16 protein-coding genes are annotated in these 25,542 nt (G+C 73.6%); all 16 read right to left on the bottom strand.

Features of this window, described 5'->3' with window-relative positions; translation table 11 throughout:
• Window positions 1-56: 56 nt before the first annotated feature.
• Window positions 57-2,768 carry an FtsK/SpoIIIE family DNA translocase gene (locus tag AC5R91_RS25300; RefSeq protein WP_495398057.1) on the bottom strand — a complete coding sequence of 904 codons (2,712 nt, stop codon included), beginning with the start codon at window positions 2,766-2,768 and terminating at the stop codon, window positions 57-59.
• Between the two features lie 360 nt (window positions 2,769-3,128).
• Window positions 3,129-4,814 carry a ribonuclease J gene (locus AC5R91_RS25295; protein ID WP_495393792.1) on the bottom strand — a complete coding sequence of 562 codons (1,686 nt, stop codon included), beginning with the start codon at window positions 4,812-4,814 and terminating at the stop codon, window positions 3,129-3,131.
• Window positions 4,811-5,818 carry a 4-hydroxy-tetrahydrodipicolinate synthase gene (gene dapA, locus AC5R91_RS25290; RefSeq protein ID WP_495393791.1) on the bottom strand — a complete coding sequence of 336 codons (1,008 nt, stop codon included), beginning with the start codon at window positions 5,816-5,818 and terminating at the stop codon, window positions 4,811-4,813. Before dapA ends, AC5R91_RS25295 begins: the two co-directional genes overlap by 4 nt.
• A 645-nt stretch (window positions 5,819-6,463) precedes the next feature.
• Entirely contained in the window at window positions 6,464-6,658 is a 195-nt protein-coding gene (locus tag AC5R91_RS25285) for a hypothetical protein (RefSeq protein WP_495393790.1), read from the bottom strand.
• Between the two features lie 21 nt (window positions 6,659-6,679).
• Entirely contained in the window at window positions 6,680-8,347 is a 1,668-nt protein-coding gene (locus AC5R91_RS25280) for a hypothetical protein (RefSeq protein ID WP_495393789.1), read from the bottom strand.
• Window positions 8,348-8,383: 36 nt separating this feature from the next.
• Window positions 8,384-9,499, bottom strand: coding sequence for an acetate/propionate family kinase (locus AC5R91_RS25275; protein WP_495393788.1), 1,116 nt, complete (start codon window positions 9,497-9,499; stop codon window positions 8,384-8,386).
• Between the two features lie 17 nt (window positions 9,500-9,516).
• The gene (locus AC5R91_RS25270; protein ID WP_495393787.1) at window positions 9,517-11,964 is read right to left on the bottom strand and encodes a phosphoketolase family protein; all 2,448 of its coding nucleotides are present in this window, start codon (window positions 11,962-11,964) and stop codon (window positions 9,517-9,519) included.
• Between the two features lie 56 nt (window positions 11,965-12,020).
• Window positions 12,021-12,863 (bottom strand): FAD-dependent thymidylate synthase, encoded by an 843-nt coding sequence (gene thyX, locus AC5R91_RS25265; protein ID WP_495393786.1) that lies wholly within the window; start codon window positions 12,861-12,863, stop codon window positions 12,021-12,023.
• A gap of 642 nt (window positions 12,864-13,505) precedes the next feature.
• A complete protein-coding gene (gene hisS, locus AC5R91_RS25260; RefSeq protein WP_495393785.1) occupies window positions 13,506-14,828 on the bottom strand; it encodes a histidine--tRNA ligase in 1,323 nt (440 codons plus the stop codon).
• 206 nt (window positions 14,829-15,034) lie between these two features.
• Window positions 15,035-16,558: a UDP-glucose dehydrogenase family protein gene (locus AC5R91_RS25255; protein ID WP_495393784.1), complete on the bottom strand. Its 1,524-nt coding sequence runs from the start codon at window positions 16,556-16,558 to the stop codon at window positions 15,035-15,037.
• Window positions 16,536-17,603, bottom strand: a complete 1,068-nt coding sequence (galE, locus tag AC5R91_RS25250; protein ID WP_495393783.1) for a UDP-glucose 4-epimerase GalE — start codon at window positions 17,601-17,603, stop codon at window positions 16,536-16,538. Before galE ends, AC5R91_RS25255 begins: the two co-directional genes overlap by 23 nt.
• A gap of 522 nt (window positions 17,604-18,125) precedes the next feature.
• Window positions 18,126-19,076 carry a UDP-glucuronic acid decarboxylase family protein gene (locus tag AC5R91_RS25245; RefSeq protein ID WP_495393782.1) on the bottom strand — a complete coding sequence of 317 codons (951 nt, stop codon included), beginning with the start codon at window positions 19,074-19,076 and terminating at the stop codon, window positions 18,126-18,128.
• Window positions 19,077-19,642: 566 nt separating this feature from the next.
• Complete coding sequence (locus AC5R91_RS25240) at window positions 19,643-20,257, bottom strand: hypothetical protein (RefSeq protein WP_495393781.1); 615 nt, start codon at window positions 20,255-20,257, stop codon at window positions 19,643-19,645.
• A complete protein-coding gene (locus AC5R91_RS25235) occupies window positions 20,254-22,812 on the bottom strand; it encodes a hypothetical protein (RefSeq protein WP_495393780.1) in 2,559 nt (852 codons plus the stop codon). Before AC5R91_RS25235 ends, AC5R91_RS25240 begins: the two co-directional genes overlap by 4 nt.
• 12 nt (window positions 22,813-22,824) lie before the next feature.
• Window positions 22,825-24,678: an Hsp70 family protein gene (locus AC5R91_RS25230; protein ID WP_495393779.1), complete on the bottom strand. Its 1,854-nt coding sequence runs from the start codon at window positions 24,676-24,678 to the stop codon at window positions 22,825-22,827.
• A 97-nt stretch (window positions 24,679-24,775) separates the two neighbouring features.
• A complete protein-coding gene (gene dapB / locus AC5R91_RS25225) occupies window positions 24,776-25,528 on the bottom strand; it encodes a 4-hydroxy-tetrahydrodipicolinate reductase (protein WP_495393778.1) in 753 nt (250 codons plus the stop codon).
• Window positions 25,529-25,542: the final 14 nt, after the last annotated feature.

Raw genomic sequence — 25,542 nt, 5'->3', positions numbered from 1 at the left:
TCAGTTTACGGTCCGTCACCCCGCCTCGAAAGCGCAGACCCGGCCACCGGCACTTCCTAGCCGTTACGCAGGGTTGTGAGCAGGCCTTCGAGTTCGTCGGGCATGACCAGCACGTCGCGCGCCTTGGAGCCCTCGCTGGCTCCGACGATGCCCCGGCTCTCCATCAGGTCCATCAGCCGGCCAGCCTTGGCGAACCCGACGCGCAGCTTGCGCTGCAGCATGGACGTGGAGCCGAACTGGGTACTCACCACAAGCTCGACGGCCTGCAGGAACAGCGCCAGATCGTCGCCGATCTCCTCATCGATCTCCTTCTTCGCCTCGCCGCCCCCGTCGAACACATCCTCCCGAAATGCCGGCGGCGCCTGTTCCTTGGTGTGGTCGACGATCGCGGCAATCTCGTCCTCGGAGACGAATGCCCCCTGGATACGCGCCGGTTTGCCCGCGCCCATGGGAAGAAACAACGCATCGCCCAGTCCGACGAGCTTCTCCGCCCCGGCCTGGTCGAGAATCGTGCGGCTGTCCGCGAGCGACGCGGTCGCGAACGCGAGCCGGGACGGGACGTTGGCCTTGATCAGGCCGGTCACCACGTCCACCGACGGGCGCTGGGTGGCGAGCACGAGGTGGATGCCGACCGCGCGGGCCATGGCGGTGATCCGGCAGATGGCGTCCTCGACGTCGCGCGGTGCGACCATCATCAGGTCGGCGAGCTCGTCGACGATCGTCAGGATGTACGGGTACGGCGTGTACACCCGTTCGGAGCCGGGCGGGGCGACGATCTCCCCATTGCGGACCTTGCGGTTGAAGTCGTCGACGTGGCGCACCCCGCAGGCGGCGAGATCCTCGTAACGGTTCTCCATCTCCTTGACAACCCACTGCAGCGCGTCGGCCGCCTTCTTCGGGTTCGTGATGATCGGCGTGATCAGGTGCGGGATGCCCTGGTAGTTCGTGAGCTCGACCCGCTTGGGGTCGACGAGGACCATGCGGACCTGGTCCGGCGTCGCCCGTGCCAGCACCGAGGTGATGAGCGTGTTGATGCACGTCGACTTGCCTGCGCCGGTGGCTCCGGCGATGAGGATGTGCGGCATCTTCGCCAGGTTCGCCAGCACGTAGCCGCCCTCGATGTCCTTGCCGAGGCCGACGACCAGCGGGTGGGCGTTGGCGAGCGCCTCACCGCTGCGCAGCACGTCGCCGAGCGACACCAACTCCCGGTCGGTGTTGGGGATCTCGACGCCGACCGCGCTCTTGCCCGGAATCGGGCTGATGATCCGCACGTCCGGGCTCTTCACGGCGTACGCGATGTTCTTCGCGAGCTGGGTGATCCGCTCGACCTTCACCGCGGAGCCGAGCTCGACCTCGTACCGGGTCACCGTCGGGCCGCGGGTGAAACCGGTGACCCGGGCATCGACCTTGAACTGGGCGAAGACGTCGGTGAGCGAGGCGATGACGCCGTCGGTCGCCGCGGACCGGACCTTCGGCGGCGTGCCGGAACGCAGCAGCGTCGGCGACGGCAGGGTGTAGTCGCCGTCGGTCGGCGGGACCAGGTGCTCGATCTCGTCCGGGGCGCTCGGGGATCCCGGCCCGGGCACGCCGGTCGCCGTATCCGCGGCGCCGCCGGTCACCTTCGCCGCCCGCGTCCGCTCACGTCGGGCCGCGGCCGCCGCCGGACGCGCCGCCGAGGCGCCCCCCGTGCCGGCCAGGCCGGCCACCGGGTCCTCGTCGTCGGGGCCGCCGACGTAGCCGGTGTCGGCCTCGGGGCCGGCGAGCTCCCCGAACAGGTCGAGGCGGAGGTCGCCGGCCGCGGACGCGCCGTCGGCCGCCACGGCATCCGCGGCATCCGCGGCGACACCGCGCCGGGAGCGACGCCGGGACCGGCCGCCGCCCGGCCCGGCCTCGACGTCGAACACCTCGTGCGGACCCGGATCGTCCAGGCCCGAGCCGCCGGCGCCGCCCGCATCGTCCAGACCCGCGCCGACCGGGCTCGCGCCGTCCGATCCGGGGATCGCGGCGCCCGCCCGGCTGCGGCGGCGGCCACGGGCCGGCCGGGCACCGCCGGCGGCGTCCGGGTCGAGCAGATCGTCGGCGAGCACCGAATCGTCGAGGTCGCCGTCGTAGTCGGAGTCGTAGCCGTCGTCGCGGCGCGCCTCGGGATCGCGCACCCCGGCGGTGAGCCGTTCGACGAGCTCGGCGAGCCGCTCGGGCACCTGCCGGATCGGCGTCGCGGTGATCACCAACACGCCGAACGCCGCGATCAGCAGCAGCAGCGGGACGGCGACGAACGGCGTCACGGCGCTCGCGAGCGGCAGACCGCCGAGCAGGCCGACGAGGCCGCCGGCCCCCCGGACCCGCCCGATGCCGTCGGAGAAGTCGGGCAGCCCGCGGGCGATGTGCACGACGCCGAGCAGGCCGACCCCGAGTGCGGCCCAGCCGATCACCACCCGACCGCGGCTGTCGGGGTCGCTGGGCGCGCGCACGAGCCGCCAGGCGGCCCCCAGACCGAACAGCGGCAGCGCCCACGCCCCAGCGCCGACGAACAGTTCCAGGACGGCGGCGACGAAGGAGCCCACGGGCCCGCCCGCGGAGAACCAGACCGCGACGGCGGCGAGGATCGCCCCGCCGAAGGCCGCGAGCCCCAGCCCGTCACGCCGGTGGGCGGGATCGATGCGCAGATCGCGGGCGCCCCGCCCGGTCCGGCGCAGCATGGTGCCGAGCAGCGTCGCCGCTGCCATCCACACCTGGTAGACGGTTCGGACGACGGCCCGGCCGACCATCAGGGTCAGTGGCGTGCGGCCCTGCCGGTCCTGCGCCTTCGCCCGGCCTGCGGGCGCGGGCCGGGTGGATCCCCCGGGCCGCGCCGCGCGGCCGGCCGCGGGCACGCGGGCCTTGCCGCCGGAGGCCGGGCGGCTCTTGCCGCCCGCGCCACCGCGCGTTGCTGTCCGACGCCCATCGCCCCCCGGCGGGGACGTGGCCGTCCCCGTCTGCACACGCGTACGCGCGCCGCTGGTACGTGTGGCCACCGTAGAAACGGTACACAGGGAGGCGGCCGAGTCCCTGCAACCCCGACGAACCGGGCGTGCCGTGCTGGGCACACCCACCCGCACGGGCAGGCGAGGACGGGCCACCCCGCCGGATCAGACCTCCAGAACGACCGGAACGATCATCGGCCGACGGCGGTAGTGCTCGTTGACCCAGCGGCCGACCGTGCGCCGCACGAGCTGCTGCAGGGCCGAGGTGTCGTTCATCCCGCCGCGCATCGCGTCCGCGAGCCCGTCACTGACCAGCCGGGCCACCGAGTCGAAGGTGGCGGGCGAGTCGGTGAAGCCGCGGGCGGACAGGTCGGGGCCGACGACGACCTTGCCGGCGGCGGCGTCCACCACGACGGTGATCGTGATGAACCCCTCCTCACCGAGGATCCGGCGGTCCTTCAGGCTCGGCTCACCGACGTCGCCGACCGCGGCGCCGTCGACGTAGACGTAGCCGCAGGGCACCGCGCCGGTGATCCGCGCCCGGCCGTCGATCAGGTCGATGACCATGCCGTCCTCGGCGAGAACCACGTGGTCCGGCGGCACGCCGGTGGCCTCGGCGAGCTTCGCGTGCGCCCGCAGGTGACGCCATTCGCCGTGCACCGGCATGACGTTGGACGGCCGGGTGGCGTTGAGGACGTAGAGCAGCTCGCCCGCGGGGGCGTGGCCGGAGGTGTGCACCTTGGCGACGCCCTTGTGGACGACCTTCGCGCCGTAGCGGGTCAGACCGTTGATGACCCGGAAGACCGCGTTCTCGTTGCCGGGGATGAGGCTGGACGCCAGCACGACGGTGTCCCCGGCCTGGATGCGGATCTGGTGGTCGCGGTTGGCCATCCTGGACAGCGCCGACAGCGGTTCGCCCTGCGACCCGGTGGAGATCAGGCAGATGTTGCGGTCGGGAAGCGAGTCCACGTCCCGGGCGTCGACGATCAGACCCGGCGGCACCCGCAGCAGCCCGAGGTCGCGCGCGACGCCCATGTTGCGCACCATCGAGCGGCCGACGAAGCAGACCGAGCGGCCGTGCGCCTCGGCGGCGTCGAGGACCTGTTGCACCCGGTGCACGTGGCTGGCGAAGCAGGCGATGATGATCCGGCGGGTCGCGTCCCGGAACACCCCGTCGAGCACCGGGGCGATCTCCCGCTCCGAGGCGACGAACCCGGGCACCTCGGCGTTGGTCGAGTCGGACAGCAGCAGGTCCACGCCCTCGCGGCCGAGCCGGGCGAAGCCGCCGAGGTCGGTGAGCCGACCGTCGAGCGGGAGCTGGTCCATCTTGAAGTCGCCGGTGTGCAGGACGAGGCCGGCCTCGGTGCGGATGGCGACGGCCACCGCGTCCGGAATCGAGTGGTTGACCGCGAAGAACTCGCACTCGAACGGCCCGTAGGTGTGCCGCTCCTCCTCGCGGATCTCCTGCGTGACCGCCTTGATCCGGTGCTCGGCGAGCTTCGCGTTCAGCAGCGCCAGCGTGAGGCGGGTGCCGATGATCGGGATGTCGCGGCGCTCCCGCAACAGGTAGGGCACCGCACCGATGTGGTCCTCGTGCGCGTGGGTGAGGATCAGCGCGTCGATGTCGGCCAGCCGGTCCCGGATGGCGGTGAAGTCCGGCAGGATCAGGTCGATCCCGGGCTGGAAGTCCTCCGGGAACAGCACGCCACAGTCGACGATGAGCAGCCGGCCGGAGTGTTCGAAGACGGTCATGTTGCGGCCGATCTCGCCGACTCCGCCGAGCGGGATGATCCGCAGGCCGTCCGCGCGCAGCGGCGGGGGCGGGCCGTAGTCGGGGTGCGGGCGGCTCATGAGACCTCACCCGCCGCCATGACGGCGAGCCCGGCCGGCGGACCGGACGGTACCTGGCGTGTGCCAGCCCCGCGCGGGTCGCCCACGTCGAGCGTCGCCGCGGCGAGGTCGGCACGCAGCCGTGCGACCTCGGCGGGGGTGGCATCGACCAGCGGCGGCCGGACCGGACCAGCCGGCAGCCCGGCGAGCCGCAGCGCGGCCTTGGCCAGGATCACCCCCTGGGTTCGGAAGATTCCCTCATACGCGGGCAGCAAGCCCTGATGCAGCGCGATCGCCCGACCCACCTCACCGGCCCCAATGGCCTCGATCATGGCACGGATCGCCGGGGTGGCCACGTGCGAGACGACGCTGACGACCCCACAGGCCCCGATGGACAGAAGCGGCAGGGTAAGCGCGTCCGTGCCGGAGTAATACGCCAGATCCGTCCGCGCCATCACCCAGGAGGAGGCGGCCAGGTCGTCCTTGGCGTCCTTGACCGCGACGATACGCGGGTGTTCGGCCAGCCGCATCAGGGTGTCGGTCTCCACCGGCACCCCCGTCCGGCCGGGAATATCATAGATCATAACGGGCAGGCCGGTCGCGTCGGCGACGGTGGTGAAGTGCAACGCGAGCCCGGCCTGCGGCGGCTTGCTGTAGTAAGGCGCGACGACGAGCAGCCCGTGGGCGCCCGCGCCCTCGGCCGCCCGGGCAAGCTCCGCCGTGTGGGCGGTGTCGTTGGTCCCGACGCCGGCGACGACGCGGGCGCGCCCGGCCACGGCCTCGACGACGACCCGCACCAGGCGGGCCTTCTCCGCGTCGGTCGTGGTCGGCGACTCCCCGGTCGTGCCGTTGACGACGAGCGCCTCGTTGCCCGCGTCCACCAGGCGGACCGCGAGCTGCGCCGCACCCGCCTCGTCGAGAGCGCCGTCCGCCAGGAACGGCGTGATCATCGCCGTGATCATGCGCCCGAACGGCGCCGGCGGCAACACTGACATACCGGTCACGCTAGAGCGCACCTCCGACATCATCTCTCCGGCCGGCGCGAAACCGCCGAACCTCCGGACAATCCACCCTTGCTGCCCACACCCTTGCCGCACCCGGCGCCGTACGGCACCCGGCGCGGACCCATCGTCCGCCCGACCCGCCACCCCGGCCAGACCGGCGCGGCCCGCGCGGGGCACACCCGCCCAGACCGGACGGCCGCACCGCACCGGCGGGCAGGCCGTCCGCCAACACTCGATCCCCATCACCCCCGCGCACCAAGCCACATCCGCGCCCGCGCATCCGCACGCCCGCATCCACACCCGCCACGCCTCGTCCGCACCCACCCGCCTCGCTCGCGCACACCACACCTCGTCCGCGCACCCGCCTCGTCCGCGCACCCGCCGCATCCGGCACCGACGCGCCGCGGCGGCAGGGTGAGAACCGGCCGCGCCAGACCGAGCCGCCTCCCCACCGGCCGACACGCCCGCGGTCGCGATCTCGTCCGGCCTGGCCCGACAGCGTGACCGACCCCCCGGACGCGCGCGCCCGGCCCACCCGCTACCGCCACCGACGGCGGTGGCGCCAGTCGGCCGCGCGCCGCCGACGATCGCTGCGGCCGGGCCCGACCGTGGCACCGAACGGCATCGGGCGGGCCGACGAGGGGCGGGAAACAGGGGCGGGAACGACTAGTGCGTGCGAACAGACCCCCCGGACACCCGACCGGGCGATCCCAGCCCCGGCACGCTCCCGCGGTCGCCCGCGCCCAGCATGTTGCGGTCCAGCCGGATCCACAGGTCCCGGCGACCCAGGCGCACCAGCGACCGCAGCCCACCGGAACGGAGCGGGCCGAGCGCCACACCCGGGCCGTAGTTCTTCGGCATCCGCCACCGTCCCGTTCGCCGCTACAGAGCCTCCAGCGTACCGCCACCGGGCCGGTCGGGGACGGTCACGGCGGCTTCCGCGGGCCGCGCGGGCGAATCCGTCACCGCGGCGGCGGGGGCCGGCGGCGCCGGATCGGGCGGGGCGTGCCAGCCGCTGGCCCGCAGCCCGGCGAGGACCGCCAGCGCCACCAGCAGGGCGAGCAGGGTCGTCTTCGCCGGACCGAGGACCCAGGCGGCCAGGCTGCTGCGCTCCCGGGTGAGCAGCACCGTCGCCGCGAACGAGGAGGGCAGCGTGATCACGGCGACGGCATCCGGGGCCAGCTCGACGGGCAGGGCGGACAGGCCCACCGTGAGCAGCATCAGCACGCCGATCGCGCCGGTGATGCGGGAGACGTCCGCGGAGACGCTGAGCCCCACGACCAGCCGGGATCGTGGCGGCCGGCGCGCGTCGGTGGTGTAGAAGGCGTACACCTCCCGGTTGCGCTGGACGTCCTCGATGTAGGTGCGCGGCACCGGGTCGCCGAACAGGTCGATCATCATCGGCGTGTCGAGTTCGATGCTCGTGTCGTCGGTGCCGATGCTGACGTGGTAGCTGCCCGTGCCGCCCGAGTCGACGTCGACCAGCGCCGCGGGGTGCAGGAGCTGGCGCCACGGCGGTCCGGACCGGCCGAGCACCGGACGGCCGCGGATGAGCACGGTGCGCAGCTCCTCGCTCGTCTTGATCAGGAACGGCCGGTAGGGGTCGAGGGTGACGGCGGCGAGCGCCTCCCAGCGCCGCCCGTACTCCGCCACGGTCGTCAGCACCGGTTCGGCTGCCGCCCCGACGCCGACCAGCGCGTCGATCCAGGTGGTGAAGCCGGTCAGGTACCGCTCGACGGCGGCCAGGTCGCGCCCGTCGGGGACGTCCGGGTCCCGCCAGAGCTCCCCGACGGCGAGCAGCAGCGTCTCGGCGCTGCTGAGGGGATCGAACGGCTCGGCGAGGGCGGCGGCCAGCACCCGTTCGGCGTCGACGACCTGGTCCTGCCACCGGCGCAGCCGGGACGCCGGCACGGCAAGCTCGGCCTCGCGCTCCAGGTAGGTGCGGATCGCGTCGAGCCGCAGCGGGCGCCCCCGCCCCGGCACCAGCCGTGGATAGTTGCCGGACAGCCGGCCGGGGCGGAAGCGGGAGATGGCGTCGACCATGCGGCGGGCCGGCTCCTCCAGCGGCGCCCCGAGCGGATCGGCGAGCCTGGCGATCAGGTTTCCCTGCAGGGCCACCGACGTGCCGTAGGGCATCAGGTGCGCGTCCGAGCCCCCCGGGCCGGTCAGGTCGAAGGCCACGAGGGCCCGCTTGGACAGCGTCGAGACCGGCAGCAGTACCAGCACCTCGGGCGGCAGCCTGCCGACGGTGTTCACCCGGCCCGCCCCCGTCACCGGCACGACCTGGTTGAGCACGTCGTCCAGCGGACCCCAGTTGACCGAGCGCGCCAGCCGGCACCGGTTGGCGCTGAGGATCGTGAACTGGTCGACCACCCGCCGCCGCAGTCCCTGGAAGGGCGCCGGCGGGGCGAGCAGGGTCATCGTGACCTCGTCGACGTCGGTGAGGTCGAGAACGGGGGCGTGCTCGGCGTCGTCACGCCGGCTCCACCGCCGTAGCCGGCCGAACGCGCCGGGCCCGGCCCCAGCCCCGGCCGCACCGACGGTCCCCATCACGAATCAGGACATTACCGGCTCATCCGCTGTTGCTCACCCAGCGCCACCGGCGAGGACGCTCCGGACCCCGCGGGCGATCTCCAGATCCTCCCGGGCGGCGAGGACCAGCGTGCGCACCGCCGCCCCCGGCACGCCGATCTCCCGGTCGACCGTGCCATCGACGGGGGCGGCGTTGCGCGCCGGGTCGACCGCCACCCCCAGGTACCCGAGTCCCGCCGCGGCGCCGGCCCGGACCGTCGCCGAGCCCTCCCCGACCCCGCCGGTGAACACCAGGGCGTCCAGCCCGCCGAGCGCCGCGGTCATCGCCGCGATCTGCGCCCGCAGGCGGTGCAGGTAGACATCCAGGGCTAGCCCGCAGGCCGGGTCACCACCGGCGGCGCCGGCCTCGACCGCGCGCAGGTCCGCGGTGCCGGCGAGCCCGAGCAGCCCGGCCGAGCGGAACAGACCGTCGGTGAGCTCCGCGGCGCTCACGCCGGCCTCGGTCTGCAGCCACAGCAGGGCACCCGGGTCGACGCTGCCCGAGCGGGTGCCCATCACCAGGCCCTCCAGCGGGGTGAAGCCCATCGTCGTGTCGACGCCGACCCCGTCGAGCACCGCGGCCAGCGAGGCGCCCGAGCCCAGGTGGCAGGTCACGATGCGCCGGGCGCCGGTGAGCCGGGCCGCGCGGCGGGAGGCGTGGGCGTGGGAGAGCCCGTGAAAGCCGTAGCGGCGGATGCCGTAACGTTCCCGCCACCGGGCCGGCAGGGCGTAGGTCATCGCCGCCGCGGGCAGCCGGCTGTGGAACGCCGTGTCGAAGCAGGCGACCTGGTCGACCTCGGGCAGCGCCGCCCGCACGGCGTCGAGCGCGTCGAGCGCCGCCGGCTGGTGCAGCGGGGCGAGCGCGGTCAGCGCGCGCAGCCGGTCGGCCACCGGCGCGTCGACGAGCACCGGATGGGTGAACTCGGTGCCGCCGTGCACGATCCGGTGCCCGACCGCGGCCGGCTCGCCGTCCGCGGCGCCGGTGAACTCGCCCAGCGCCGCGGCGAGCTCGGCCGGGTCGGCGCGGCCGGCCGGGGTGTCGAGGTCCCGGGCGGCGAGCAGGGTGTCGTCCGGGCCGATCAGCCGCAGCTTGAGGCTCGCCGACCCGGCATTGACCACCAGGACGTTCACCGTCGGGCCGATCACCGTCAGTACGGCCAGGTCCAGTCGCGGATCTCCGGGTCGTCCTCGCCGTGGTCGCGGGTGTAGGCGCGGGCGGCGAGGCGGGCGTCGACCATCCGCTGGCGGACGTGGGCGGCCCGGGCGCCCAGGCTCGGCACCCGGTCGATGACGTCGACCACGAGGTGGAAACGGTCCAGGTTGTTGAGCATGACCATGTCGAAGGGGGTGGTGGTCGTCCCCTCCTCGATGTAGCCGCGCACGTGCAGGTTCTGATGGTTGCGGCGGCGGTAGGTGAGCCGGTGGATCAGCCACGGGTAGCCGTGGTAGGCGAAGATGACCGGGCGGTCGGTGGTGAACAGCGCGTCGAAGCGGGCGTCGGAGATGCCGTGCGGGTGCTCGGCGGAGTCCTGCAGGCACATCAGGTCGACGACGTTGACGACGCGGACCTTCAGGTCCGGGAAGTGCTGGCGCAGGATGTCCACCGCCGCCAGCGTCTCCAGGGTCGGGATGTCGCCGGCGCAGGCCATCACGACGTCGGGCAGCCCGTCCCCGCCGGCCACGCCGTCCCCACCGGCCAGGCCGTCCCTGGCGGTCAGGTGGTCGTTGCTCGCCCAGTCCCAGATGCCCAGGCCGCGTGTGCAGTGCGCGATCGCGTCGGGCATCGACAGGTAGTTCAGCGCCGGCTGCTTGCCGGCCACGATCACGTTGATGTAGTGCCGGCTGCGCAGGCAGTGGTCACCGACGGAGAGCAGGGTGTTGGCGTCCGGCGGCAGGTACACCCGGACGACCTCGGCCTTCTTGTTCACGACGTGGTCGATGAACCCGGGGTCCTGATGGGAGAAGCCGTTGTGGTCCTGCCGCCAGACATGGCTGGTCAGCAGGTAGTTCAGCGAGGCGATCGGCCGCCGCCAGGGGATGTGCCGGGTGGTCTTGAGCCACTTCGCGTGCTGGTTGACCATCGAGTCGACGATGTGGATGAACGCCTCGTAGCAGGAGAACAGCCCGTGCCGGCCCGTGAGCAGGTAACCCTCGAGCCAGCCCTGGCACAGATGCTCGGAGAGCACCTCCATGACCCGGCCGTCGACGGCGAGGTGGTCGTCGCCCGGCTCGATCCGCGCGTTCCAGGCCCGGTTCGTCACCTCGAACAGGGCGCCGAGCCGGTTCGACGCCGTCTCGTCGGGGCCCATGACCCGGAACGTGGTCGGGTTGGCCGCCATCACGTCGCGCAGGAACCGGCCGAGGAGCCGGGTCGGTTCGGTCAGGGTGGTGCCCGGCGCGGTGACGTCGACGGCGTAGTCACGGAAGTCCGGCAGGGTCAGGTCGCGCAGCAGCTCGCCGCCGTTGGCGTGCGGGTTGGCGCTCATCCGCCGGTTGCCCGTCGGGGCGAGCGCCGCGAGTTCGGGCACCAGCCGGCCGTCGGCGTCGAACAACTCCTCCGGGCGGTAGCTGCGCAGCCACGACTCGAGCTGGGCGAGGTGCTCGGGATTGTCATGCACCTCGGCGACGGGCACCTGGTGGGAACGCCAACTGCCCTCGACCCGGTTGCCGTCGACGACGGCGGGGCCCGTCCAGCCCTTGGGGGTGCGCAGCACGATCACCGGCCAGACCGGACGGGTGGTCTCGCCCTGCTCCCGGGCGCGGTGCTGAATCGCCTGGATCTCGGTGAGCGCCTCCTCCAGCACCCCCGCCATCCGCTGGTGCACCACGGCCGGGTCGTCACCGGTGACGTGGTACGGCCGGTAGCCGTAGCCGCGCAGCAGCTCGTCGAGCTCGGACTCGGGGATGCGGGCCAGCACGGTCGGCTCGGCGATCTTGTAACCGTTGAGGTGCAGGATCGGCAGGACCGCGCCGTCGCGGGCCGGATCGAGGAACTTGTTGGAATGCCAGCTCGCGGCCAGCGGCCCCGTCTCCGCCTCGCCGTCGCCGACGACTGCGCAGACCACCAGGTCGGGATTGTCGAAGGCGGCGCCGAACGCATGGGTGAGCGCGTAGCCGAGCTCGCCACCTTCGTGGAAGGAACCGGGCACCTCGGGGGCGACATGGCTGGGGATGCCGCCGGGAAAGGAGAACTGGCGGAACAGCCGCCGCAATCCGTCGGCATCTCGGCCGATCGAGGGATAGACCTCGCTGTAGGTGCCCTCAAGGTAGGCGTTCGCCACGATTCCGGGGCCGCCGTGCCCCGGGCCGATGACGTAGACGGCATTCAGGTCGAGGCGGCGGATCAGCCGGTTCAGGTGGGCGTAGATCAGGTTGAGCCCCGGCGTGGTGCCCCAGTGCCCCAGCAGACGCGGCTTGACGTGCTCGGCGCGCAGCGGCTCGGTGAGCAGCGGATTGTCCAGCAGGTAGATCTGGCCGACGGACAGATAGTTCGCCGCCCGCCAGTAGGCGTTGAGCAGGTCGAGCTCCGCGGCGGACAGCGGGCCCGAGGCCTCGCCCGAGTCCTCCCGCCGCGCCGCGTCAACGACACTGGTCATCCGCTGCTCCTCCTTCGGCCGACCGGCGCCGGCTGCCTCAGCCCTCCCCGACCAACTCAGCCCTCCCCGACCAACGGACTGGAGGCGACTTCCGTGCCGTCCTCCAGGGCGGAGATCCGGAAATCCGCGAAGACGTTCGGCGCCACCGCCTGCAGCTCGCGCAGGATCGTGACGGCGAGACCGCGAATCTCCACGTCGGCGTGCTCGCTGGCGCGCATCGCGATGAAATGCCGCCACGCCCGGTAGTTCCCGGTCACGACGATGCGGGTCTCGGTCGCGTTCATCAGGACCGAGCGGGCGGCCTGCCGGGCCTGCTTGCGCCGCGAGGTGGGGGCGGCGATGTCGGCGAACCGCTTCTCCAACCCCTCCAGCAGCCGGCCATACGCCTCCAGGGACGCCGCCGCCGCCTGCTCGAACAGGGCGTGCAGCTCCGGGTCGCCGGCCACGACCTCGGGCTCGACGATCGCCGCGTCGCGCTCGGGGACGTAACGCTGGGACAACTGGCTGTAGGAGAAGTGCCGGTGCCGGACCAGCTCGTGGGTGAGGCTGCGCGAGACGCCGGTGAGGTAAAGCGAGACGGTGCCGTGTTCGAGCACCGACAGGTGCCCCACGTCGAGGATGTGGCGCAGGTAGCCCGCGTTGGTCGCGGTCGCCGGGTTGGGCTTGCTCCAGCTCTGGTAGCAGGCCCGGCCGGCGAACTCCGCCAGCGCCTGGCCGCCGTCCGCATCGGTGCTCCACGGCACGTCCGCCGGCGGGATGAACTCGGTCTTCGCGATCACCTGGACCCGCAGCCGGGCGGTCGCGGGACCCGCGGGCGCCGTCGCGGACACCGGCGTCGCCCCGCCGGGTACCGCCTGGGACGCCGTCCCGGGATTCGGTTCGGACGCCGGCTCGGACACTGCCACCTCCATCGCCCACCGCGGCACCCGGGGCAACCCTTGCCCCGGCGCGGACTGCGACCACGGTAGACGCCCCGGGGTCCCCGGTGTGCGGCGGACCTCGCGAACCCACCTCCGCCGCCTGGCCGCCGGCCGCGATCGGCGCGCCCCAGGACTGCCCGGTCGCAGTCGGCCGCAGCGGGCCGGCGGGCCACTGCGCAATCAGTCGAGCCGGTCAGCAATCAGTCGAGCGGGCCAGCAATCGCCCAACGCGGCCGGTGTCGGCACCCACTTACCCGTCCGGTCACGCGATCGGCGCACAGGGATTGGGGGTCGGCGCGAGCGTGGTACACCGGTTGTGGACGCCTCGTCAGTCCCCAACGACGAGGAGTCGCAGTGCCCGCTCACGGACGTGGCCTGGCGCGGTCGGGGGTCTCCGCCCCCGTCAATCCCCGGCCGCCCAGCCACGTCGCGGCGGGCAGCCCTCCCCCGCGATGGCGCGGCGGCCCACCCGCCGCGCGCATCCCGGAACCCGCCAGGCCGGGGCCGGGGCCATGCCGAGGCCTGGTCGGCATCGAGGCCTGGTCGGCATCGAGGCCCGGTCGGCATCGAGGCCCGGTCGGCGGCGGAGCCAGGTCGGGGTCAGGTCAGCATGAGGTCAGGTCAGGTCGAGGTGGGGGTCCAGGCGGCGGGGTCGGCGGCAGCCTGGTCACCGGTCGCCATGTTCTTCACCTCGTGCTCCCGCCCCTCGTCGAAGGGAGGGAACCAGACGAAGCCGATGCCCTTGCGGGCGGCGTAGCGGACCTGCTTGGCGAGCTTGTCCGGCTGGTGGTAGGTCTCGACCTTCAGCCCGCGGGCGCGCAGGGCGGTCGCGGTGGCCAGCGCCGCCGCCCGGCGCTGCGCGGCGGGGATCACCACGAGCACGTCGGCGGGGCTCGCCGGGCCGCTCGGCAGCAGGCCCTCGGCGAGGAGCTTGGCGAAGATGCGGGTCAGGCCGATGGAGATGCCGACCCCGGGCAGGTTGCGACGGATGAACGAGCCGGCGAGGTTCTCGTACCGCCCGCCGGAGCAGATGCTGCCGAAGTCGGGCCAGTCGACGAACTTCGCCTCGTAGACCGTGCCGGTGTAGTAGTCGAGGCCGCGGGCGATGGACAGGTCCGCGACGACGCTGCCCGTGGGCAGGTCGGCCAGGTCCTCGAGGACCTGGGCGAGCTCGTCAAGGCCCTCGGTGAGCAGATCCGACTTCACGCCGAGGCGGCGCACCTCGTCGACGACCCCGGGGCCCGTCGCCCGGATCGCGGCGAGATCGAGGCAGGCCCGCACCTGGTCCGCGTCGAGGCCGGCCTGGGCGGCGAGCAGGTTCGCGACGCCGTCGGGACCGACCTTGTCCATCTTGTCGGCGATCCGGATCACCGCGAGCGGATCGCCGATCCCCAGCCCCTCGTAGAACCCCTGCAGCACCTTGCGGTTGTTGATGTTGAGGGTCCAGGGCGGGACGCCCAGGGTGCCGAGCACCTCGTGGACGATCCGGGGCAGCTCGGCGTCGAAGTGCAGGGGCACCCGGTCGACGTTGATGACGTCGATGTCGCACTGGGTGAACTCGCGGAACCGGCCCTCCTGGGGCCGCTCGCCGCGCCACACCCGCTGCATCTGGTAGCGCTTGAACGGGAAGACGAGCTCGTTGAAGTGCGCGGCCACGTACCGGGCGAACGGCACGGTCAGGTCGAAGTGCAGGCCGAGGCGGGCGCTGTCGTCGTCGGCGTCGGCCTGCAGGCGGCGCAGCGTGTAGACCTCCTGGGAGGTCTCCCCCTTCGCGGTGAGCACGTCCAGCGCCTCGACCGACGGGGTCTCCACCGAGCAGAAGCCGTAACGCTCGAAGGTCCCCCGGATCGTGTCGAGCCAGCGCTGCTCGACGATCCGGACCTCGGGCAGCCATTCCGGGAAACCGCTGACGGGCAGGGGGCGGACGATCGGCGCGTCACTCATCGCCGGGAGGTCTCCTCATCGATCTCGAACGGACGGGCACCTGTCGTCCCGGGCGCGGCCGACCGCGACGCCGGGCGGGGCTCACCGATGTCGAACGAGACGACGCATGCGTTGCACCCTACTCCGCGGATCACCAGAACCGTCCCGCCGGGACGGGGCCCCTGCGCCATCGGGCCCCGGGCCGGCGAGCGGCACACCCGCGCCCGTCAGGATCGGCGTCCCACCGGCGTCTCGATCTCCGCGTCCCGGGCGGCCGCGCCGTCCGGGCCGGCTGCGGCCGGCAGCCCGAACCGCGGCCGCTGCTCCGGCACGGGGCTGGGGATGACGCCCGTGGGCCGGCCAGGGGCCAGGTAGACCCAGCCGGCCTGGCGCCACCGGTCGCCGTCGAGGGCGTGTCGGGCATCGATGATGAGCTTGCGGCGGACGAGCTGGCCCAGCCGGGCCGGGTCGAGCTCGGCGAACTGGCGCCACTCGGTGAGCAGCACGACGGCGTCGGCGTCCGCGGCCACGTCCTCGACGGTCTCGCTGTAGGCGACGCCGGGCAGGGCGCGCCGCGCGTTGGGGGTCGCCACCGGATCGACGACCGTCACGTCGGCGCCGGTGCGGGCCAACAGGTCCGCGACCGCGAGCGCCGGCGAGTCGCGCACGTCGTCCGAGTTGGGCTTGAAGGCGGCGCCGAGCACGAGCAGCCGCCGGTGCGCCAGCGTGCCGTCGAGCGCCGCGGCGACCAGGTCGACGACCCGGTCCCGGCGCCGGTTGTTGATCTCGTCGATCTCGCGCAGGAACCGCAGCGCGACGCCGACGCCGAGCTCGTCGGCACGCGCCTGGAAGGCGCGGATGTCCTTGGGCAGGCAGCCGCCGCCGAACCCGACGCCGGGACGCAGGAAGTTGCCACCGATGCGGACGTCGTGGGACAGCGCCTCGGCCAGGGTGAGCACGTCGGCGTCGACCGCCTCGCACACCTCGGCCATCGCGTTGATGAAGGAGATCTTCGTGGCGAGGAAGGAGTTCGCCGCGGTCTTGACGAGCTCGGCGGTCGCGTAGTCGGTCACGATCACCGGCACGCCCTGGGCGATCACCGGGGCGAAGGCTGCCCGCAGCGCCCCCTCGGCGGCGGGCGAGGCGACCCCGAACACGAGCCGGTCGGGATGCAGGGTGTCGGCGACGGCGAAGCCCTCGCGCAGGAACTCCGGGTTCCAGGCGAGCTGCACGCCGGCAAGGTCGGAGACGATGTGGGCATCGGTCCCGGCGTTCGCCGGGGCGAGCCGGGCGAGGGAACGGGCGATCCCGGCGGCCGTGCCGGCCGGGACGGTGGACTTGCCGACCACCAGGCACGGCCTGGTCAGCAGGGGCGCCAACCGCTCGATGGCCGCGTTGAGATGGCTGAGATCCGCCCCGTACCCGTCGGGACGCTGCGGCGTGCCGACGCACACGAAGTGCACGTCGCCGAATTCGGCGATCTCCTCGAAGGAGGTGGTGAAGCGAAGCCGGCCGGTCGCGAGGTTCGCCCGCAGCAGATCGGCGAGATCGGGCTCGAAGAACGGGATCTCGCCCGCGGAGAGCCGCTCGATCTTCGAGTGGTCGACGTCGACGGCAAGCACCTCGAAGCCCAGCTCGGCCATGCAGACCGCGTGCGTGGCGCCGAGGTAGCCGGTTCCGATGACCGTCAGCCGCGGTCGGGGCCCGCTGCCCGGCGCCGCCGCGTCCTCATGACTGTCCGACGTGCTCATCAGGCTCCTCTTCATCGTCGTACCCCCCTGGATTGAGGCGCTGGAACTGCCAGGCGTCCCGGCACATGTCCGCGACGCTGCGGCGAGCGGTCCAGCCGAGCGCCTCGCGGGCGAGCGTGGCGTCGGCGACGAGCGCGGCGACGTCCCCGGGCCGCCGGGGCACGACGCGGCAGGGAAGATCCCGGCCACAGGCGGCGGAGAACGCCGCGTGCAGCTCCCGCACGGACGTCCCGGTGCCGGTTCCCAGGTTGATGACCCGGTGTCCCGACTGGTCGGCGAGGTGGTCGAGGGCCAGGCGATGGCCCTCGGCGAGGTCGACCACGTGGATGTAGTCGCGCACCCCGGTGCCGTCGGGGGTGGGGTAGTCGTCACCGAAGATGGACAGCTCGGCGCGCCGGCCCACCGCCACCTGGGCGAGGTAGGGCATGACGTTGTTCGGCACCCCGTGGGGATCCTCGCCGAGCAGGCCCGACTCGTGCGCCCCGGTGGGGTTGAAGTACCGCAGCGAGATGACGTGCCAGGCCGGATCGCGGGCGCACACGTCGGCGAGGATCTGCTCGCACATCCACTTGGTGCGCGAGTAGGGGTTGGTCGGCCGGGCCGGGGTGTCCTCGGTGATCGGCACCGTGTCGACCGTGCCGTAGATGGAGCAGGACGACGAGAAGACCAGGCGGTGCACGCCGTGCTCGGCCATGACGCTGACCAGGCCAAGCGTGGCGTTGACGTTGGTGTCGTAGTACTCCAGCGGCATCTCGACCGACTCGCCCACCGCCTTGCGCGCGGCGAAGTGGATCACAGCGTCGATCGGCCGGCGGCGGAACACCTCGCCGAGAGCCGCCCGGTCGCGCACGTCGAGCCGGACGAACTCAAGGTCCCGGTCGGCAACCTTGCGCAGCCGGTCCAGAACCCGCGGCGAGCTGTTGACGAAGTTGTCCACACCGACAACTCGGTGCCCCGCCGCGAGGAGGTCGACACAGGTGTGCGAGCCGATGAATCCCGCGGCGCCGGTCACCAGGACGGTCCCGGTCCGGTCCGTCGACGTCATACCTCGACCATCCAGTTCCTCTTCGTCAACTCGCTCACCGTCAACTTGGCTCCGCGGCGAACCCGGCTGTCCAGGCACCTCGGATGGCCCGACGACCCGGCTGTTCCTCACCCCGGACGACCCGGGTTCCCGGTGGACGGTTCGAGGGACACCACAACGCAGGCGGCACAGACAACAGGCACAGGAGAACATAACCCCCAGGTCGAACGGTCACCGCCCCGGCATTCCCGGTCGACCGGGCGCCGCTGGCCGCGCCGACACACGGGCTCCCGGACCGGCCGGCGCTCCGGGTGCCAGCGCCGACGGGGCCGGCCGCCGCCATCGCGGCGGCACTGTGAGCGCGCGGTGTGAGCGCGCGGTTTTGGGAGTGTCGCACCCGCACACTCCGCACGCCCGGATTCCGGTAACCTCGCGCACGCACTCCGCGACCGAACAACGCCGGTGAATGCGGGGCCGGAAAGCGGAGCCGAACCCGATCCCGTCGCGAGGCGGCCGGTGGCGCCGAGAGAGCGCACCGTGTGCTCAGGCGACCTGGCGGCTCTCGGTGAGCTGGCCGGCAAACCAGGAGATCGTCCGGGTCAGGCCGTCGTGCAGGCTCGTCTTCGGCTCCCAGCCGAGCCGGGTGCGGGCGATGGTGATGTCCGGCTGCCGGACGGAGGGATCGTCCTGGGGGCGGGGGACGAAGGTGATCGGCGCCGTCGACCCGCACAGGTCGCGCACCAGCTTTGCCGTGTCGAGGATCGACATCTCGTGCGGGTTGCCGATGTTGACCGGGCCGGGCAGATCCGAGTGCAGCAGTCGGACGATCCCGTCGATCAGGTCGTCGACGTAGCAGATGGACCGGGTCTGGGAGCCGTCGCCGGCGACGGTGATGGGCTCCCCGCGCAGCGCCTGAGAGACGAAGGCGGGGATGGCACGCCCGTCATCCACGCGCATCCGGGGACCGTAGGTGTTGAAGATCCGCACGATCGCCGTGTCGACGCCGTGCTTGCGGCGGTAGGCCATCGTCACGGCCTCGGCGAAACGCTTCGCCTCGTCGTAGACGCTGCGCGGGCCGACCGGGTTCACGTTGCCCCAGTAGGTCTCCGGCTGCGGATTGACCTGGGGATCCCCATAGGACTCCGAGGTGGAGGCGAGCAGGAATCGGGCGCGCTTCTCCCGGGCGAGGCCCAGGGCGTGGAACGTGCCGAGCGAGCCGACCTTGAGCGTCTCGATCGGCAGCTCATAGTAATCGAGGGGCGATGCCGGGGAGGCGAAGTGCAGCACGACGTCGACCGGGCCGGAAACATAGATGAAATCATTCACGTCCCGGTTGACCAGGCGGAAACGGGGATCGACGAGCAGGTGCTCGACGTTGTCCGGCCGGCCGGTGAGGAAGTTGTCGAAGCAGATGACCTCGTAGCCTTCGCCGAGCAGACGCTCACAGAGGTGACTGCCGAGGAAGCCGGCGCCGCCGGTCACTATCGCACGCACGTCGAGTGCTCCCGGATCTGAAACATCGAGGACCCTGGAAAGTGGCAACCGACCGCCGCTGGGACGGGCGGCGGCGCGGATGGACCGCATCCCGAGAGCCAGGCAGGAGTGCGGCGCAGCGGGTCGGACGGCGCCGCATGAGCAGGTGAAACCGGACCTCAGATCATCCGGAATCGAGGGATCACCGTAGCCGCCGGTCCGCCCGGGTGGTCAGCATAGCCACTGCCGGATCGGCCATGAAAGGCCGCGCGACACCACCACAGCACTACCCCCCAGTAGTCTAGACGGCCGGCTACACCGACCTCTGGGGCATGGTACACAGGGCGTCGGCCGGCTAGTCCACCACCCCCTCCCCCAACGTCAGCCTGTTACCAGGAAATCCGCGGTCAGGCACCACACCTGATCACGTCGCGTGGATGGTCAATGCTCCGACTGAACCGTTCGCATTCGGTGAGCAAACCGCCGCCGTCCGGCCGGTGGACGCGGCCGGGCGTCGCAGGCCGAGTCGGCTGGCAATCGCGCGGCCGCATCCCGCCAGATTCCCGGGCCGGAGCCGGCCCGCCCGATCAGCAGGGGTCGCGCTCGAGGGCGATCGCGTGCCGCATCGCCGCGCGTCCCCGGCGGGTGTCGCCGGCGTCGCCGTAGGAGACCGCGAGCCGGTACCAGCGCCGCCAGTCGCCCGGGTCCGCCTCCACCTCGGCCCGCCGTCGCGCGAACACGGCATCGGCGGAGGCCCGATCGATGCGCCCCGAAGGCCGGCGAACCAGGACTGGCTCGCCGGCTGCGACCGGCTCGTCCGCCCTGGCCCTGCCCGCACCGCCGGCACCGCCGGCAGCGCCGGCACCGCCCGCACCGCCGGCACCGCCCGCATCGCCCGCACCGCCGGCCAAGCCCGTCCTGGCGGCCTGGGCGTCGCCCACGGTACCGATCTCGCCGGCGATCCCGGGGCCGACCTCGGTGCCGGCCGCCAGCATGCGGGTGAGCCGACCGCTTTCACGGCCGAACCGCAGCTCACGCGCGATGACGACGAGCCCGACCACGGGCAGCAACAGCACCCCGGCGCCGAGCCCGCGAGCGGCCCAGCGATCGTCGCCGAGCAGGACGACACCGCGCCAGCCGATCAGGCCGAGGTAGAACAGGCAGGCAGCGACCAGGACCGCGACCGTCGCCCGGGCCCTCACCGGCCAGCCCCGTCGCCCCCCGGCGCAAGCCGGAGCCGGGCCCCGGCCAAGGCCGCCACGGCCAGTCGCCCCGCCTGACGCGTGCAGCAGAACAACGCGACGTGCAGGGGACGGCCTGGCGGGAGGGCGACTCCGCCGTCGATCTCGTAGCGAGTGTTGGTCACCTTACGGGCCTGCGCGCGGGGATCGTCGGCGGCCGTCGGCGGCTCGTCCGGTCGCCAGACCACCATCATCTCCGTGCAGCCCGCCGGCCAGGTCCATTGCAGCCGTTCATCGGCCCACCGTAGCCCGACGGGCGGGGGCAGGGCGTCGGCGGCATTGACGGCAGGCCCGGCGCAGCCTGCATCCGGCTCGTCGACGCCCCTGGTCGACGAAGGGGCCTCGGCGCCGGTCGCGGAACCCACCGGCAGCCGCACTGGCGCCCCTGGCGCGCCCGGCGACGGCACACCGGTCGGCGGCACCAGGTCAGCGGACGGCACCGGGTCAGCGGGCGGCGGGCCGGGCTCGGCCGTCCCGGCCGGTGCGGACCAGGTCCCGCCCACGCCCGCGGCGACCTCGTAACGCGGAATGGCACCGTCGGGCGGTACGCCACCGTCCTCGAGGCTGCTGCCCGCGGTCACGCCGACCGCCCGGCCGACGCCGTCGGCGGTGAACCGGGTGACCCGGTATCGCACCTCGCCGGCGGTCGTCGACGGTTGCCAGCTCACCAGGACCGAACGGCCATCCCGCCGAGCCCGTACCACCGCCGGCGGGGCGACGGTGCCCCCGAGCGGGGCCACGCCCGCCGGACCACCCGGCGCGGCCGACGGAGAAGTGGCCGCCGAGGGACGGGGCACCGAGGGACGGGGCACCGAGGGCTGGGGCGGCGACGTCGGGGCGGGGCCGGGCCGGCTTCGCGCGAGCAGCGCCGACGCCTCGGCATGGTCGGTGACCAGGGCGAGGGCCTCATCGAGGAGGCGGTCGTGGTCGGGCGCACCGGCCGTCCGGGCGCGGGCGACGAGCGCGTCGGCGGCGCTGCAGCGGGCCTCGGCCAGGGACAGCAGCTCCCCGACGAGCTGGTTACCCGGGCCGGGCACGTCAGCGCCGGTCTCGGCGAGCCGCCGGGCCGCGGGAATCACCGCCCGGTACCGCCCGGCCGCGATCAGCGGGGCGAGCGCCGCCCACCGGTCGGCCGCTGCCCGGATCGCGGTCTCCACCTCGTCGTCCATCGCCCGGATGGGCGGCAGGGTCTCGCCCGCGAACTCGCGGGCGGCCGCCACGTGCTCGCCGGCCTCCACCGGACGGCCGGCCCGCAGCGCCGCACGGGCGCGGGAGACCGCCGCGCGCCAGGCGTCCGCACGGGCAGGAGGCGGGCCGCCGGGGTGCGGGGCGCCGGGGTGCGGTCCCCGTCCCGCTGCGGCCGCCGGATCGGGGAACGCGCCTGGACCCGGCCGGGAGGAGCCTGGGCCCGGCGGCCGGGAGGAACCCGGCGGCGCGGCTGGGGGCAGTGGGGCGGCCGGGGGCCATGGCGCAACAGGAGGGGGCAGCGTGGCCGGAGGCAACGGCGCAACAGGAGGCCGTGGCGCAACAGGAGGCGGCAGCGGCGGCGCGGTGACCCCCTGCTCCCGGGCGAGGGAGCGGACCACGGCACGCGCGCGGTGCGGGTCGAGGCCGTCCGCCTGCGCCTCGGCGACGAGTTCGGCCGCCTCCGCCGGGAGCAGCGCGTCCTCGACGAGGACCGCCGCCGCCACCCGCGGCCGCAGCCGCTCGCTCGTCGCGACGGCGAGCGCATCGAGGTAGGCGTCCGCGTCCCCCTCGACCAGCAGCGCGCCGACGGCGGCCAACAGGTCGTCGAGCAGCGCGCGGCGGCGGTCCGGCCGGCGAGCGCGATTGCGGACCAGCGCCTCGTCGCGCAGGTCCCGGATCTGCTCGCGCGAGGCGCCGGGCGGCACGCCGAGCAGGCCGAACAGGCTGCGTGGCGGGGCGGACGCGGTGATCCGACCCAGCTCGTCGAGATCCGCGCGGATCTGGCGGAGCACCTCGGCGGGAATCGGCTCGGGCTGTGGCCGGTCGGTCGGTCCGGTGGCCGGGCCCGCGGGGACGATCCGATGGCGGCGGGTCCGCAGCGCGAACGCGGACTCGTCGATGCCCTGGGTCGCCGCCCACGCCCGCAGGCCGGCGACCCGGTCGGCCGGGATGCCCCCGAACCGGGCGACGAGGCGGGCGACGGCGGCATCGAGCGCGGCGAACCGCTCGTCGTCCCGGGCGGCGCGGGCGGCGGCGACCCGATCGCGCAGGGCCAGGCGCGAGGTTCGGTCGGCGAGCGCCGCGGACAGCTCGGTGTGCAGGTCGAGCAGACCGATGATCACGCCACGGTAGCGGGGATGGTCCCGGCTGCGCTGCCAGAAGGCCCAGACCTCGGCGATGCGGGCACGGATCGCCGCGTCGTCGAGCGTGTCCACCTCCGCCAACGGGATGTCGTAGATCTCGAACGGGTCGCTGTGCTCGGCGCCGCCGCGGCGGTGCACCACGGCGAGCACCCGGCGACGGTAGTCGTCGGATTCGAAAGCCCGCATCGTCGTCCCCCGTCAGACCCAGCCGCCCGACATACCGCCCAGTCCGCCCTCCGGCCCGCCCGGCCCGGAGGGTCCGCCGGGTCCCCCGGGGGGCCCGCCCGGACCCGGCCGGCCGTCGACGCCCGGGAGGCCACCGCGTTCCCGGCGGGCCCGGGCGACCTGCTCCCGCTCGCGAGCCACGTCGGCCTGGCTCAGCGCCGCCGACGTCTCGACCCGCACCGTCAGCGGTCGATCGGCGAGACCCTCGTGGGTGGCCGTGACCTCGAGGATGCCGTCGAAGCCCATCCGGAAGACGATCTGGATCTGCGACCCGGCCGGGAAGCCGGGCGGGATGCCGGTGATCTCGGCCTCGGCTATCACCTTGTTGTCCTCGACCCGGGTCGACTCCATCCCACCGGCCTGTTCGACCACGTAGACGGTGACGGCGTCCTGGTCGTCGCGCACGGTCCCGAAGGACCGCCGGACCGCAATCGGCAGCCGGTCGTTGCGGTGCACCAGGAACACCGCGCCCTGCTCGCCCAGACGGCTGAGCGCCAGCACGCCGAAGCCGCGGGAGACGACGTTGACGACCTGCACCTCGACGGTACGACGCACCCGCTGGGCGGGCAGGCCCAGCGCGTCGGCGAGCCGCCGGCAGGCCGCGTCCAGATCGGCCGGGGCGGCGGCGTCCGCCCCGGCGCCGTCGACGAGCTGGCCGCGGGTGACCAGATCGGCGAGCACCAGCCGTTCCAGGGCCTTCTTCTCGCCGTAGACGGCAGCGCCGCGGGCGACCGCGAGATCCGGGTCGGACAGCTCGACGGGCACCCCGAACTCGGCGGCGAGGCGGCGGGCCACGGCGGGCATCCGGGAGGCACCGCCGACGAGCAGGATCCGGTCGATGCCGCGGACCCCGCGGGCGAGCGCCGCGTCGCGGGCAGCCCGGGTCAGGGCGACGGTCCGGTCGAGCAGCCCGGCGGTGAGCCGTTCCAGCTCGTCGCGGGTCAGCACCACCCCGGTGCGGCGGCCGGCGTGCTCGACGACGACGGTGGTGGTGGCGACGTCGGTGAGGTCCCGGCGGGCCCGCTCGGCGGCGAGCAGCAGTGCCTGGGAGCCCGCTCCCTCGTCGAGGGGGTCCGGTGCACCGGGATGCTCGGCGAGGAACCGGTCGCACAGGTGCAGCACGATCTTCTCGTCCCAGTCGGCGCCGCCGAGCTGATGGTCGCCGTCGATGGCGACGACGGAGACCCGCCGGTCCGCGAGCTCGACGACGGTGACGTCGAAAGTGCCGCCACCCAGGTCGTAGACGAGGGCGACCTCCTCTGTCGCGATGCCGGGGCCGCTGAGGGTACGCCGGCTGCCGATCTCGAAGCGGGCGAACCCGTAGGACAGGGCGGCCGCGGTCGGCTCGTTGATGACATCGACGACGTTGAGCCCCGCGTACTCGCCGGCCAGCACCGTCGCCCGGCGCTCCTCGTCACCGAAGTACGCCGGAACGGTGATCACGACGTCCTCGACCCGCTCGCCGGTGGCGAGCGCCGTGTCGGCGACCAGCGCCTTGAGGATCAGGCCGCTGACGGCCGGCGCGGACCAGGCGGCGCCCTGGGTGATGAAGCGCCAGTCGCCATCGCCCATCCGCCTCTTGACCAGCGAACAGACGTCGTCGGGTCGGGCCCGGGCGAGCTCGCGGGCGGTCTGCCCGGTGAGATAGTCGTCCGCGCCCACGAACAGCACGACGCTCGGCAGGGTCAACGCGCCGTCGGACAGCGGCACGATCTGCGGCTCCCCGGTGCGCGACACGCGGGCCAGGCAACTGAACGTCGTGCCCAGATCGATTCCGAAGACGCTGCGGGTACCCGCCGGCGGCCGGCGGTCGACGTGTCCGACCACACCCGGAAACCTATCTTTCGCGGCGGAGCCGCCTCGCGGACACCCGGCGACTAATCCAGCTCGAGCGGGCCAGTCAGGCCAACGCAGGTCGAGCAGATCAGTCCAGGTCGAGCAGGTGCTCCAGGCCGACGGTCAGGCCGGGACGGTCGGCGATGCGTCGCACTGCGAGCAGCACGCCCGGCATGAAGGAGGTGCGGTCATAGGAGTCGTGCCGCAGGGTCAGGGTCTCACCCGCGCCGCCGAGCAGCACCTCCTGGTGGGCGACGAGGCCCGCGAGGCGCACGGCGTGCACGGGCACGCCCGCGACCCGCGCGCCGCGGGCGCCGTCGAGCGCCGTGGCCGTCGCGTCCGGCCCGCCTGGCGTGAGTCCGGCGGCCGCGCGGGCCTGCGCCACGAGCTCGGCCGTGCGCCGGGCGGTGCCGCTCGGCGCGTCGACCTTGTTGGGATGGTGCAGCTCGACGATCTCGACGGAGTCGAAGAAACGGGCGGCACGGGCGGCGAACATCATCATGAGCACGGCTGCCACCCCGAAGTTCGGGGCGACCAGCACTCCGACCTTCGGCGCGTCGCCGAGCCAGCCGCGCACCGTGGCCAGCCGCTGGTCGTCGAAGCCGGTGGTGCCGACGACGACGTGCCGGCCCGCCTCGACGCACCAGCGGACGTTGTCGAGCACCGCGTCCGGCGTGGTGAAGTCCACGACCACGTCGGCCCCGGCGAGCGCGTCCCGGTCATCGCCGACATCGAGCGCGGCGACGAGCGCGAGGTCCGGGGCGGCCTCGACGGCGGCACACACCGTCGACCCCATGCGACCACGTGCACCGAGAACCCCCACCGTGAGCTGCTCGCTCATGCCTCTCCCCTCCG

The sequence above is a fragment of the Frankia sp. BMG5.60 genome (genome assembly GCF_059428125.1).
This window is presented reverse-complemented; position numbering and strand designations above follow the sequence as displayed.

What these genes read in the sequence shown, in the direction of transcription:
- hisS (WP_495393785.1), bottom strand. Translation starts at nt 14,828, where the DNA reads ATGAGTGACGCGCCGATCGTCCGCCCCCTGCCCGTCAGCGGTTTCCCG.
- AC5R91_RS25270 (WP_495393787.1), bottom strand. Translation starts at nt 11,964, where the DNA reads ATGACCAGTGTCGTTGACGCGGCGCGGCGGGAGGACTCGGGCGAGGCC.
- dapB (WP_495393778.1), bottom strand. Translation starts at nt 25,528, where the DNA reads ATGAGCGAGCAGCTCACGGTGGGGGTTCTCGGTGCACGTGGTCGCATG.
- dapA (WP_495393791.1), bottom strand. Translation starts at nt 5,818, where the DNA reads ATGTCGGAGGTGCGCTCTAGCGTGACCGGTATGTCAGTGTTGCCGCCG.
- galE (WP_495393783.1), bottom strand. Translation starts at nt 17,603, where the DNA reads ATGACGTCGACGGACCGGACCGGGACCGTCCTGGTGACCGGCGCCGCG.
- AC5R91_RS25295 (WP_495393792.1), bottom strand. Translation starts at nt 4,814, where the DNA reads ATGAGCCGCCCGCACCCCGACTACGGCCCGCCCCCGCCGCTGCGCGCG.
- AC5R91_RS25255 (WP_495393784.1), bottom strand. Translation starts at nt 16,558, where the DNA reads ATGAGCACGTCGGACAGTCATGAGGACGCGGCGGCGCCGGGCAGCGGG.
- AC5R91_RS25280 (WP_495393789.1), bottom strand. Translation starts at nt 8,347, where the DNA reads ATGGGGACCGTCGGTGCGGCCGGGGCTGGGGCCGGGCCCGGCGCGTTC.
- AC5R91_RS25235 (WP_495393780.1), bottom strand. Translation starts at nt 22,812, where the DNA reads ATGCGGGCTTTCGAATCCGACGACTACCGTCGCCGGGTGCTCGCCGTG.
- AC5R91_RS25300 (WP_495398057.1), bottom strand. Translation starts at nt 2,768, where the DNA reads ATGGTCGGCCGGGCCGTCGTCCGAACCGTCTACCAGGTGTGGATGGCA.
- AC5R91_RS25285 (WP_495393790.1), bottom strand. Translation starts at nt 6,658, where the DNA reads ATGCCGAAGAACTACGGCCCGGGTGTGGCGCTCGGCCCGCTCCGTTCC.